The organism is Streptomyces sp. C10-9-1 (assembly GCF_024497955.1).
GTDB classification, from domain to species: Bacteria; Actinomycetota; Actinomycetes; order Streptomycetales; family Streptomycetaceae; genus Streptomyces; species Streptomyces sanyensis.
In genome coordinates, this window is record NZ_JANHKP010000021.1 from 111,572 (window position 1) to 123,402 (window position 11,831).

The 11,831-nt window shown below is 73.5% G+C and carries 11 protein-coding genes and 1 pseudogene; 3 read left to right on the forward strand and 9 right to left on the reverse strand.

Annotation, left to right across the window (positions count from 1 at the left end; all coding sequences use genetic code 11):
* Nucleotides 1-343 precede the first annotated feature (343 nt).
* Complete coding sequence (locus tag NPS70_RS25985) at nt 344-619, reverse strand: glutaredoxin family protein (protein WP_256526857.1); 276 nt, start codon at nt 617-619, stop codon at nt 344-346.
* 124 nt (nt 620-743) lie between these two features.
* On the opposite strand from NPS70_RS25985, the gene NPS70_RS25990 reads away from it, so the two are divergent.
* The 3 genes from NPS70_RS25990 (at nt 744) to NPS70_RS26000 (ending at nt 4,421) form a co-directional block, all read left to right on the forward strand.
* Nucleotides 744-1,685 carry an HAD family phosphatase gene (locus tag NPS70_RS25990; protein WP_256526858.1) on the forward strand — a complete coding sequence of 314 codons (942 nt, stop codon included), beginning with the start codon at nt 744-746 and terminating at the stop codon, nt 1,683-1,685.
* A gap of 399 nt (nt 1,686-2,084) precedes the next feature.
* Nucleotides 2,085-2,927, forward strand: coding sequence for an ECF subfamily RNA polymerase sigma factor, BldN family (locus tag NPS70_RS25995; RefSeq protein ID WP_256526859.1), 843 nt, complete (start codon nt 2,085-2,087; stop codon nt 2,925-2,927).
* 294 nt (nt 2,928-3,221) lie between these two features.
* Nucleotides 3,222-4,421, forward strand: coding sequence for a DUF5667 domain-containing protein (locus NPS70_RS26000; RefSeq protein WP_256526860.1), 1,200 nt, complete (start codon nt 3,222-3,224; stop codon nt 4,419-4,421).
* 89 nt (nt 4,422-4,510) lie between these two features.
* On the opposite strand, the gene NPS70_RS26005 is transcribed toward NPS70_RS26000, so the two are convergent.
* From NPS70_RS26005 to NPS70_RS26040, 8 genes and pseudogenes are all read right to left on the reverse strand, one after another.
* Nucleotides 4,511-5,692 (reverse strand): lysophospholipid acyltransferase family protein, encoded by a 1,182-nt coding sequence (locus NPS70_RS26005; RefSeq protein ID WP_256526861.1) that lies wholly within the window; start codon nt 5,690-5,692, stop codon nt 4,511-4,513.
* 86 nt (nt 5,693-5,778) lie between these two features.
* Nucleotides 5,779-6,843: an NAD-dependent epimerase/dehydratase family protein gene (locus NPS70_RS26010; protein WP_256526862.1), complete on the reverse strand. Its 1,065-nt coding sequence runs from the start codon at nt 6,841-6,843 to the stop codon at nt 5,779-5,781.
* 245 nt (nt 6,844-7,088) lie between these two features.
* Nucleotides 7,089-7,187 (reverse strand): 30S ribosomal protein bS22, encoded by a 99-nt coding sequence (locus tag NPS70_RS26015; protein WP_003948845.1) that lies wholly within the window; start codon nt 7,185-7,187, stop codon nt 7,089-7,091.
* A 122-nt stretch (nt 7,188-7,309) separates the two neighbouring features.
* Complete coding sequence (locus NPS70_RS26020; RefSeq protein WP_014046653.1) at nt 7,310-7,522, reverse strand: helix-turn-helix domain-containing protein; 213 nt, start codon at nt 7,520-7,522, stop codon at nt 7,310-7,312.
* Between the two features lie 127 nt (nt 7,523-7,649).
* A complete protein-coding gene (locus NPS70_RS26025) occupies nt 7,650-8,453 on the reverse strand; it encodes a phosphatase (protein ID WP_256526863.1) in 804 nt (267 codons plus the stop codon).
* Between the two features lie 172 nt (nt 8,454-8,625).
* Nucleotides 8,626-9,801 carry an acetoin utilization protein AcuC gene (locus tag NPS70_RS26030; protein WP_374212058.1) on the reverse strand — a complete coding sequence of 392 codons (1,176 nt, stop codon included), beginning with the start codon at nt 9,799-9,801 and terminating at the stop codon, nt 8,626-8,628.
* Nucleotides 9,755-10,970, reverse strand: a pseudogene (locus tag NPS70_RS26035) (MFS transporter); the annotation flags it as partial. The pseudogene NPS70_RS26035 and the gene NPS70_RS26030, both read right to left, overlap by 47 nt.
* Before the next feature lie 121 nt (nt 10,971-11,091).
* A complete protein-coding gene (locus tag NPS70_RS26040; RefSeq protein ID WP_256526865.1) occupies nt 11,092-11,736 on the reverse strand; it encodes an HAD family phosphatase in 645 nt (214 codons plus the stop codon).
* Between the last annotated feature and the right edge of the window lie 95 nt (nt 11,737-11,831).

Here is an 11,831-nt window from a genome sequence, read left to right on the forward strand (position 1 = left end):
TGAGCGGGGCTACAGGCGGCCGTGGTTCCCCAGACCGCCCCGTCGACAGCAGGCTATGTCTTTGTGAACGCGTGCACAAAGATAGTGTCCGCTTTGTCCGTGCAAAGTGACCGGGGTCACGCGTTCCGGCAGGCGAATTCCGGAACCGCGCACCGCCCGTGAGCGACCGACTCCCAAAAGGCGCGAAACCGTACACACGCCCCTCGGCCGCCGCGCCTCGCGCGCCACGGGACGACAGCACCGTCCCACTGTGCACCGGGAGACCCTCCCCGCGACACCCCCCGGCGCCCGCGAAACGGGGCCCGGACGCGACCGCGGCCGCCGGCTGCGCGGCCGGCCGGGGTCAGCCCTCCAGCGCCCGCCGCAGCCGCCCCGGGTCCACCTTCCAGAAGGTGTGCTGCTCGCCGTCGACGAGCACCACCGGGATCTGCTCCCAGTAGGCGCGGTGCAGCTCCTCGTCCCGGGTGATGTCCTTCTCCTCCCAGGCCGCGCCAGCCTCGGCGCAGACCCTCGCGACGACCTCCCGGGCGTCGTCGCACAGATGGCACCCGGGCTTGCCGATGAGCGTGACCACGCGCTCACCGGCCTTCTTCCTCGCACGTCGCAGCAGGGGACTCATGCCCCCATTCTCACCGGCCCGGGCACCGCGCGGAGGCGGACCCCGGCAGTGCCGACGCCGACTGTTCACGCCACTGCATCCCCGCAGTTCGGGCGGGCGCGGACGGACTGGCTATGCTCACCGCATGGCCGCACTGGGATGGCTCACCCCCCGTAGGCGCTCCGCCACGGCACGCAGCGTGCTGGCCGGAGAGGCCGCCGCCGAGGCCGCGCGCAAGTCCTCCCTGGCGCTGGAGGCGGAGCGCGGACCCGAGGGTCCGGAGCCGGAAGCCGAACCCGAGTTCCCGGTCGCGGGCGACGTGCGCGCCGCGGCCTTCTTCGACCTGGACAACACCGTGATGCAGGGCGCGGCGCTCTTCCACTTCGGCCGCGGCCTGTACAAGAGGAAGTTCTTCCAGCGCCGCGAACTGGCCCGCTTCGCCTGGCAGCAGGCATGGTTCCGGCTGGCGGGCGTCGAGGACCCGGAGCACATGCAGGACGCCCGCGACAGCGCCCTGTCCATCGTCAAGGGCCACCGCGTCTCCGAGCTGATGAGCATCGGCGAGGAGATCTACGACGAGTACATGGCCGACCGGATCTGGCCCGGCACCCGGGCGCTGGCCCAGGCACACCTGGACGCCGGGCAGAAGGTGTGGCTGGTCACCGCGGCGCCGGTCGAGACGGCCACCATCATCGCCCGGCGCCTCGGGCTGACCGGGGCGCTCGGCACCGTGGCCGAGTCCGTGGACGGCGTCTACACCGGCAAGCTCGTCGGCGAGCCCCTGCACGGACCGGCGAAGGCCGAGGCCGTGCGGGCGCTGGCGACCGCGGAGGGCCTGGAGCTGACGCGCTGCGCCGCGTACAGCGACAGCCACAACGACATCCCGATGCTCTCGCTCGTCGGCCACCCCTACGCGATCAACCCGGACAGCGCGCTGCGACGGCACGCCCGGGAGCGCGACTGGCGGCTGCGGGACTACCGGACCGGGCGCAAGGCCGCGAAGGTCGGCATCCCGGCCGCGGCGGGCGTGGGCGCGCTCGCGGGGGGCACGGCGGCCGCCGTGGCCCTGCACCGCCGCCGCCGCTGAGCCCCGCCCCCGAGCCGTGCGGGAGCGCACCCGGCACGGCCGGTCAAGCCCGTACCTCCGCGATCAGCCCCGCGGTCACGACCCGCACGTGTGCCGACACGATCCTGCAACCCTGCGCACACACGGCCGCAGCCAGTACCGATGGCACGGCGCGGGCACAACCGACCCCGCAGCGCGACAGAACACGATGCAGATCGATCAACAACTGGTCACTATCCGCGAGCCAACCCGTCACCAAGACATAACAGAAGGGTCGGAAACGGCGATTTGAGCAACTGGGTGTAGCGCTGCCTGTACGAAGCGTTATTCTCCTCAGACGCATGACGGACCCGGCCGGTCATCACGACGGGTGAAAGGTCCCGCACTGCTCGTGATGGAAGCTCTGCCTCTGGGAGTCCCGTGTACCCACACGTCGGGGTTGACGCCTCGGGCCTGGCTACGCTGCGCGCAGCGGTCCTCGACCACTTGCGCGGCCTCGTCCCCACCGCGTTCGCCGTCCCCGCCCTCGCCATGGCCGGTCCCGCCCCCGGACCAGCCGCCCCCTGCTACGCCCTCGCCGACGGCATCGAGGCCGGTCCCGCCCGATCCGCCGTGGCCGACGGGCGCAGGGCGGGTGACGGGCGCACCGTCGCCCGGAGAGGCGGCCGGGGCGGCGGCGCCTCGGCGACCGCCCGCCGCCCCGCGGCCGACAGCGACAGCGCCCGGATGATGGACCTGGTCGAACGGGCCCAGGCCGGTGAGGCCGAGGCCTTCGGGCGCCTGTACGACCAGTACAGCGACACCGTCTACCGGTACATCTACTACCGGGTGGGCGGCAAGGCGACGGCGGAGGACCTGACGAGCGAGACGTTCCTTCGCGCGCTCCGGCGGATCTCCACCTTCACCTGGCAGGGGCGCGACTTCGGCGCCTGGCTGGTGACGATCGCCCGCAACCTGGTCGCCGACCACTTCAAGTCGAGCCGCTTCCGCCTGGAGGTCACCACCGGCGAGATGCTCGACGCCAACGAGGTCGAGCGCAGCCCGGAGGACTCCGTGCTGGAGTCCCTGTCCAACGCCGCGCTGCTCGAAGCCGTCCGCAAGCTCAACCCCCAGCAGCAGGAGTGCGTCACCCTCCGCTTCCTCCAGGGCCTCTCCGTCGCCGAGACGGCGAGGGCCATGGGCAAGAACGAGGGGGCCATCAAGACCCTCCAGTACCGCGCGGTCCGCACCCTCGCCCGCCTGCTGCCCGACGACGCGCGCTGACGCACCCGTCCGCCCCTGCCGCACGCCCCGTCCCCCCACCGTCCCGCCCCGCACCCCGTGTCCCCCCACCCACCCCCGCCCCCAACTCACATTCGGTGACGCCTCGATGACGCACTGGTCCGATCATCTTTCGCGCGTAACCCAACTGCCGCGCCGCTCGTTGTGCGGATTGCAGGCTCCCTGTGGAAACGCCATGCCCGCAGCCACTCACTCGTTCGTGTGGATGCGCTCAGGGCAGGCAACCCTCCAGCCCCCCAGGGGAGTCGACCGTCATGACGAGAGGAGGTGCCGCCAGTGATCGCGAACGTTTCGGCACACCGGCGGGCGAGCGCCTTCGCCCAGGCCCTGGAAGACCAGGCGGCCGAGCAGCCCGACGAGTCGGTCGAGGAGACCGACCACGCGCGTCTGCTGAGCCTGGCGCACGGTCTCGGCGAGCTGCCGAAACCGGAGATGGACCCCGAGGTCAAGGTCGTCCAGCGGGCACAGCTCGTGGCCGCGATGGAGGCCATGCTCCAGGAGGGCGGCGCCGAGGGGGCCACGGGCCCTACGGTGCCCGAGCAGCGGACCCACGGCCGCGGTGCCCACCGGGCTTCCCCGCTCGGGAAGTTGCGACCGAGGTCCCGCTGGTCGAAGGGGCTCGCTGCCGGCGGGCTGACCGTCGGCGTGGCCGCCGGGGCGTTCAGCGGCGTGGCCGCCGCCAGCTCCGACGCCCTCCCCGGTGACTCGCTGTACGGGCTCAAGCGCGGCATGGAGGACTTCCGGCTCGGGCTCGCCGACGACGACTCCGACAAGGGCGAGCTCTACCTCGACCAGGCGTCCACCCGGCTCAGCGAGGCCCGGCGGCTGATGGAGCGCGACCGGGCCGGATCCCTCGACCACGAGTCGCTCAGCGAGGTCCGGCGCGCCCTGACCGGCATGCGCAACGACGTCACCGAGGGCCACCGGCTGCTCAGCGCGGCATACGAGAGGGACGGCTCGCTCGCCCCGATGGCCACGCTCGACTCCTTCTCCCGGTCCCACCGCGACACCTGGGACGGGCTCCGCAACCGGCTCCCCGTCCAGCTCACCGATGTGGGCGAGCAGGTCAGTTCGGCCTTCGACGCCATAGACCAGGAGGTCGGCCCGCTGGAGTCGCTTCTCCCCCGCCCGGCGGAGAAGGAGCGGCGCACCGGTCCCCGCAGTCCCGGCACCCCGCAGGACGCCGGGCGCGACGCCACCGCCCCGGGAAGCGCGGCGCCCTCGGCACCCGCCTCCGGTGGCGGCGCGAAGCCCGGCGAGGAGCAGTCCACGCCCCGGCCGTCCGGTACCGGAACGGACACCGAGGACGAGGGGCTGCTCGGCGGCGCCACCGGCGGGCTGCTCGATCCGCCCGCCGAGGAGGCGTCCCCCGCCCCGTCGGGTCAGGACGGCGAGGAGCCGGTTCCCGACGTCACCATTCCCCCGCTGCTCCCGGGGATCCTGCCGGGCCTCGGACTCGACGCCGAGGACCGCTAGGGAGGGCACCCCGGAAGGGGCGCCGGCCGGAAGGCCGACGCCCCTTCCGGGCCCGAGCGTCTCCGCTCGGGCTCGGGCTCGAAGCAGCGTCAGAAGAAGACCGAACGCCGCTGGACCAGCAGCTTGTACAGCGTGTGCTGGATCTGCTCCCGCACCTGGTCCGTCAGGTTGAACATCAGCATCGGGTCCTCCGCCGCCTCCGGAAGGTACCCCTCCGTGGGAATCGGCTCCCCGAACTGGATCGTCCACTTCGTCGGCAGCGGCACCGCTCCGAGCGGCCCGAGCCAGGGGAACGTCGGCGTGAGCGGGAAGTAGGGAAAGCCCAGGACCCGCGCCAGCGTCCTGGCGTTGCCGATCATCGGGTAGATCTCCTCGGCGCCGACGATCGAGCACGGCACGATCGGCACGCCCGCCCGCAGCGCCGTGGACACGAACCCGCCGCGGCCGAAGCGCTGGAGCTTGTACCGCTCCGAGAACGGCTTGCCGATTCCCTTGAAGCCCTCGGGCATCACTCCGACCACCTCGCCCCGGCGCAGCAGCCGCTCCGCGTCCTCGGCACAGGCCAGCGTGTGGCCGGCCTTGCGGGCGAGCTCGTTCACCACCGGGAGGTGGAAGACGAGATCGGCGGCGAGGAGCCGCAGATGGCGGCCGGCGGGGTGGTTGTCGTGGACGGCGACCTGCATCATCAGGCCGTCCAGCGGCAGGGTGCCGGAGTGGTTGGCCACCACCAGGGCCCCGCCCTCGGCCGGGATGTTCTCGATGCCCTTCACCGTGACCCGGAAGTACTTCTCGTACAGCGGCCGCAGCATCGACATCAGCACCTGGTCGGTCAGTTCGGCGTCGTAGCCGAACTCGTCGACCTCGTAGTCGCCGGTGAGCCGGCGGCGCAGGAAGGCGAGCCCTCCCGCGATGCGCCGGTCCCAGTCGCCCCGGGCGCCCTCCTCCGGCTGCGGCGCCGCCCCGGGCGCGTGGGCGGCCGGCCCGCCCTGCGCCGAGGCCGCCTCCGCCCGGCCCTCGGGACGGGGCTCCGGCCGGTCCTCCGGCAGGGGCTCCGGCGCGGCCTCCATCCGGCGCGCTCCACCGTCCCGGGTGCCGCGGGTCCGCCCGGCACGGCGTTCCGCGGCACCCGGCTCGCGGACGGGGCCGTCACCGGCCGCTGCGGCCCGCTCGGCGCTCCGCCGGGCCGCGCCGCCGGAGCGGCGGCGCGACGGCCGCTGCGCACCCCCGCGGGAACGGTCGTCGTCGAAGGGAATGACCTTGGCGTCCGCCATCGTTGCCTGTGCTCCTTGTCCCGGACTGTCCTGCGCCACGTCTGCGGCCCGCCGGACGCCGCCTCGCCGGCGCCGCGATCGGACCCCTACCCGGCGCCCTGGTACTCCGCGTCCCCGGCCCGCCGCACGGGCAGCGCCGCCGCCACCTCGTCCACCGCCTTCGCCACCAGCTCCGGCGGCAGCAGGCCGGGGCCCTTGCTGCGCGCGAAGTCCGCGAACGCCTCCGCGGTCGTGAACCGCGGCGCGAAACCGAGCGTCTCGCGCATCTGGACGGTGCTGACGACCCGGCCGTGCGTGAGCAGGCGGATCTGCTCGGGCGAGAAGTCGGTGACCCCGACCGTCCGGAGTGCGGAGCCGAGCCAGGTGACCGCCGGCAGCAGCACCGGCATCGTGGGCCGCCCCAACCGCCGCGAGCACTGGGACAGGGTCAGCACCCCGTCGCCGGCGATGTTGAAGGTGCCGCTGTTGAGCGTCCCGCGGCGCGGCTCGTCGAGGGCGAGCATCAGGACGTCGAGCACGTCGTCCTCGTGGACGAACTGGAGCCGGGGGTCGTAGCCGAACACCGTCGGCATCACCGGGAGCGAGAAGAACTCGGCCAGGGGCGAGTCCGCTCCGGGGCCCAGGATGTTCGCGAAGCGCAACACGCACACGGCGACGTCGGGGCGGCGCCGGGCGAAGCCTCGGACGTATCCCTCGACCTCGACGGCGTCCTTGGCGAAGCCTCCGCTGGGGAGCGACTTCGGCGGGGTCGTCTCGGTGAACACGGCCGGATCGCGCGGGGCCGAGCCGTAGACGCTGGTGCTGGACTTCACCACCAGCCGCCGGACCGTGGGGGACTTCTGGCAGGCACCGAGCAGCTGCATGGTGCCGATGACGTTGGTCTCCTTGACCGAGGCGCGCCCGCCCGAGCCGAGCGGCGTCCCCGTGACGTCCATGTGCACCACCGTGTCCACGGCGTGCTCGGCGAGGACCCGGGCGATGGCGGGACGGCGGATGTCGGCGCGGACGAACTCCGCGCCCCCGAGCGGGTGGGCGGGCGGTACGGCGTCGACGCCGATCACGCGGTCCACGTCCGGGTCACGGCGGATGCGGCGCACCAGGCGGCCGCCGAGCGGCCGGGCCACACCGGTGACGAGCACGATCCTGCCCAAGATCAGCGCCTTCCCTCGGTCCTGGGCGTCACCGTAGCGCGTCGGTGTTGCGGTGTGATGACCGCGCGGCGCACTTTTGCCAGGACCATTCGTTCCGGGCCCCGGACGGGTGCGGCCGGACCGGGTGCGGCCGGACCGCGCGGGCCGGGGCCCGGTTCACGGGACTGCACCGGGGCCGGGCCCGGACACGCCTCGGCCCTCCCCCCGGTGACCGGGGGGAGGGCCGAGCAGCGTACAGCCGCCGCCTACTTCTTGTTGCGGCGCTGAACGCGCGTGCGCTTGAGCAGCTTGCGGTGCTTCTTCTTGGCCATCCGCTTGCGCCGCTTCTTGATAACAGAGCCCACGACTACCCTCGCTCACTTCTCTTCACTCGGTGCGGGGCGTCTGGGCCCACACGACCTACGTCGGCCTAGCCTACCTGCCGCCGGGTGAGGGACGTAATCCGAGTGCAGCCGTCAGGCACCGGTCACGCCGATTCCACCCCCACGAAGGATTCGCGGAGATACTCGTGCACCGCCTGTTCCGGTACCCGGAAGGACCTCCCCACCCGAATCGCCGGCAGATGACCGCTGTGCACCAGCCGGTACACCGTCATCTTCGACACCCGCATCACCGAGGCGACCTCCGCCACGGTAAGGAACTTGACCTCGTTGAGAGGCCTCTCGCTGCCAGCAGCCATGACCACCTGTACCTTCCGCACCCGACGCGCACCGGCTTCCCCTCCGGTGACTCTTCGTCGCTGTGCGCTCACTGCCCAGAGTAGGGGCGTGTGATGCAAGTGGGGAAGAGGAGCTGCAATCCCCCGGCTACGACGGCGGGAAGGACCGGTGGAGCACATACCCCGTGAGGGGCCGGTAACTGTCCGCCCGGACCGCGTCGTCAAGCGGAACGGCGACGGACACCCTGCCCTCCGCCTCGCCGACGAACAGCGCGGGGTCGTCGGTGTCGGCGAGCCCGATGGCTTCGATACCCAGCTGACCTGCCCCGCAGACCCAGCCGTGATCCCCGACGACCAGCTCGGGCAGCGGCCCTCCGCCCGCCGCGGCCGCCTCCAGGGCGATCCTCACCGGCAAGGGGGAATGGCTGTGCACCCCCGGCCCCCGCAGGCCGGGCTCCCGGACCTGGCCCACTCCCCGTACGTACGCCAGCACCAGCGGACGTACGCCGAACCGGGTCGTTATGTCGACACATCGCCCCTGCGCCGGGGTGAGGACAGGACAGCCCGCCGCCGACACCGCGTCCGCCAGATCGGCGTAGAACCCGAGCAGCCGGTGCGGATGGCCCGTTCCGAAGAGTACCGGCGCACGCCGGCGCACGGCGTCGCCGAGACGCGCCGCGAAGGCGTCCAGGGCGCGCAGCGTCAGGTCGGGGTCGATGGCGTCCCGGCCGGTCCTCAGCCCGGGGTCGGCGGAGACGCCGCACCGGTCGGCCATGAGGGCGAGCAACTCCCCCTCGTCCCAGCGGTCGAGAGGTTCGAGGCCCAGGGTCACCCGGGGGTCGCGGGCCGCGAAGGCGCGATAGCTGCGCCGACTGGCCTCCCGGGGGGTCGCCACGTCCCCGGCCAGCCGGGACGCCAGCAGATGCGCGCGCAGCGCTGGGGTGCTCAACACCCTTCCGATGCTGGCGCAGCCGGACGGGGGTGAGGCCGGAACCCGCGAAACGGCCCCCTGTTGGCCTAATCCCGGCAGGAACGGCTCCCACCGGGCGTTCGGACCGAGCCGGGTCCCGGGCGGGGGCGCCGGGGGCGGTCGGCTCTCCCGGTGCCCGCACGGGGGCCCTCGATCAGGCCAGCAGGCCGCGCAGCGGGAACACGGCGCGCCGGGTCGCCAGAATGGCCTGGTCCAGCCGGTCCGCGGGGTCGTAACCGTCCTCCCAGCCACGCACACGGACCGGCCACCGGCCGTCGGTCATCCGTCCGGGGGCGAGCTGCCGCGTGCGGGCGTACACCTCCGCCCGCCAGGAGGACGGAACGGCCGACTCGGGCTCCACCGGCCGGTGCGCGGCGATCCCCACCAGGTGGGTCCACGACCGGGGCACGACGCCCACGACCTCGTAGCCCCCGCCGCCGAGGGCGAGCCACCGGCCCCCGGCGTGCGCGTGGGCCAGGTCGTGGCAGGCGACCTGCACGGCGCGCTGGGCGTCCAGCGACACGGCGAGATGGGCCAGCGGATCCTCGAAGTGGGTGTCAGCGCCGTGCTGGGTGACCAGGACCTGCGGGGCGAAGTCGGCCAGCAGCTCGGGCACCACGGCGTGGAAGGCGCGCACCCAGCCCTCGTCCCCGGTCCCCGCCGGCAGGGCCAGGTTCACGGCGGATCCCTCCGCGGCCCCCTCCCCGCCGGTCTCCTCGGGCCACCCCGTCTGCGGGAACAGGGTCCGGGGGTGCTCGTGCAGGGAGATCGTCAGCACCCGGGGGTCGTCCCAGAACGCCGCCTGGACGCCGTCCCCGTGGTGCACGTCCACGTCGACGTAGGCCACCCGCTCCGCGCCGAGCTCCAGCAGCCGGGCGATCGCCAGCGCCGCGTCGTTGTAGATGCAGAAGCCCGACGCGCCTCCGGGCATGGCGTGGTGCAGCCCTCCGGCGAAGTTCACCGCGTGCTCGGCCTCACCCCGCCACAGGGCCTCCGCGGCGCCCACCGACTGCCCCGCGATCAGGGCCGAGGACTCGTGCATGCCGACGAACGCCGGGTCGTCGACCGTGCCCAGCCCGTAGGACTGGTCGGCACTGCGCGGCTCGCGGGAAGCGGCACGCACCGCGGCGATGTAGTCCTCGCGGTGCACCAGCCGGAGCGTGGAGTCACCCGCCGGCTTCGCGGCCACGACCTCGACGGCCCGCTCCAGGCCGTAGGCCCGCACCAGGCCCATGGTCAGTGCGAGGCGCACCGGGTCCATCGGGTGGCTGTCCCCGAAGTCGTAGCCCGTTACCGCCTCGTCCCACATCAACAACCCGCGGCCGCTCATGGGGGTCACCGTATCGGTCCGGTTGAGCGGCGAACGACCGGGCGTACACCAGCGTCACCAGGACGAGCACCGTCGGCACCAGCATGGCCCCGCGGTAGCTCCAGGCGTCGCCGAGTCCGCCGACGAGCGGCGAGCCGACGAGGAAGCCCACGTAGGTGAAGACGTTCAGCCGGGCGACGGCCGCGTCGCTGCCGCCCGCACCGAGCCGGCCCGCGGCGGCGAAGGTCTGGGGCACGACCACGCACAGCCCCAGTCCGAGCAGCGTGAACCCGGCCATCCCGGTCCAGGGCCCGGGAGCCGCGGCCACGAGGGCGAAACCCGCGGCGGCCAGCAGCGTTCCGCCGCGCACCACGGCCACGGCGCCGAAGCGCCGCGGCCCGGTCCCCCGCCGTGCGGCCGATCAGCGTGGTGGCCATGTAGAGGCTGTACGGGACGGTCGCGAGCGCCTCCGACCCCCCGAGCACGTCCTGCACGTACTTGGCGCTCCAGTTCGCGACGGTGGCGTCGCCGATGTAGGCGAAGGCCATCACCAGGCACAGCGGCGCCAGCACGCCGAAGGGCACCGCGGAGGTGCGGGCGTTCCCCCGCCCGCCGGGGGCCGCGGCCGGGGCGGCGTCCACGTACCAGCGCGAGGCGGCGAGGACCGCGGGCCCCAGCACCAGGGCGACGGGGAGGCAGGGGACGACCAGGGGGAGCCGTCCGTACGCACCCACCCAGGCGAGCGAGGCGCCGAGGATCCCGCCGAGGCTGAAGGCCGCGTGGAAGCCGAGCATGATGCTGCGCCCGCACGCCTGCTGGAGGCTGACGCCGAGCATGTTCATCGAGGCGTCGAGCGCACCGACCGCCAGGCCGAACAGGCACAGCGCGGCGGCCGCCTGCCAGGGTTCCCGGCCCGTGGTGAGAGCGAGGAGGGAGAGCAGCACCGCGGGCTGCGACCACCGCAGCACCCTGCTCGGGGGGACGCGTCGCACCAGACGTTCGGTGGCCAGGCTGCCGAGCCCGGCGAGGACGGGGACGGCGGCCAGGTAGAGCGGCAGCAGGCCGTCGCCGATGCCGTAGCGGTCCTGGATCGCCGGAATGCGGGTGACCAGCAGGGCGAACGCCGTGCCCTGGGCGAGGAACGCGAAGGCCAGGGAGCCGCGTCCGCGGCGCAACCGCGCGTCTGTCATGGCCGGACAGCGTAGGGCCGCGGGCTACCGTGCGGTAGGGAGTGCGCGGGGCCTGGTTGCGGCGCTCCACCGTCCGCCCGGAGCCGGGGCCGGGAGCGGTGCGGGGGGGGGCGCGGGGGCGTCAGCCGAGCAGCGGCAGGAGTTCCGGCATGGCGGCGAAGTGCCCTGCGGCACCGGCCAGCGCGGATGCGGGGGTCATGGCCGTGAACCCGTACACGTCCATGCCGGCGGCCAGCGCGGCCCGGACGCCGAGCGTGCTGTCCTCGACGACCACGCAGCGCCCGGGCTCGGTGCCCATGCTGCGGGCCGCGTGGAGGAAGAGGTCGGGCGCGGGCTTGCCCCGGCCCACGTCCTCGGAGCTGAAGACGGTGCCTTCACCGAACCACCGGTCCAGCCCGGTGACCCGGTGCCCGGCCCGGATGCGCTCATGGCTCCCGGACGAGGCGAGGCAGTAGGGGATTCCGTCGGCCGCGAGGGCCCCCAGGACGTCCTCGGCTCCGGGGACGGGCTTCAGCTCCCGGGCGAAGGCGTCGACCGTACGGGCGTGCAGGGTCGCGTCGAAGTCGGCGGGGAGGGACCGGCCGGTGCGCTCACGGACGAGGTCGTGTACCCGGTGGACGGCGGAGCCCATGTAGTCGCGCAGCGAGTCCTCGTAGGAGGTCGGGTGTCCCAGCTCGGTCAGGTAACCGGCGAGGACGGTGTTCGCCAGGGGCTCGCTGTCGACGAGTACACCGTCGTTGTCGAAGATGACGAGGTCGTAGCGCATGGCCACGACCCTATGCCACCCGGTCGGCGGAGCGGTCGGGAGCGCCGGGTGCTCGCCCTGCCTCCCGGCAGCGCTCCCGGATCCATTCCGTGTGT

Bases quoted from the DNA above. Each gene is read 5' to 3' on its own strand.
- NPS70_RS25985 (WP_256526857.1), bottom strand. From the start codon at position 619: ATGAGTCCCCTGCTGCGACGTGCGAGGAAGAAGGCCGGTGAGCGCGTG.
- NPS70_RS25990 (WP_256526858.1), top strand. From the start codon at position 744: ATGGCCGCACTGGGATGGCTCACCCCCCGTAGGCGCTCCGCCACGGCA.
- NPS70_RS26005 (WP_256526861.1), bottom strand. From the start codon at position 5,692: ATGGCGGACGCCAAGGTCATTCCCTTCGACGACGACCGTTCCCGCGGG.
- NPS70_RS26020 (WP_014046653.1), bottom strand. From the start codon at position 7,522: ATGGCTGCTGGCAGCGAGAGGCCTCTCAACGAGGTCAAGTTCCTTACC.
- NPS70_RS26030 (WP_374212058.1), bottom strand. From the start codon at position 9,801: ATGAGCGGCCGCGGGTTGTTGATGTGGGACGAGGCGGTAACGGGCTAC.
- NPS70_RS26040 (WP_256526865.1), bottom strand. From the start codon at position 11,736: ATGCGCTACGACCTCGTCATCTTCGACAACGACGGTGTACTCGTCGAC.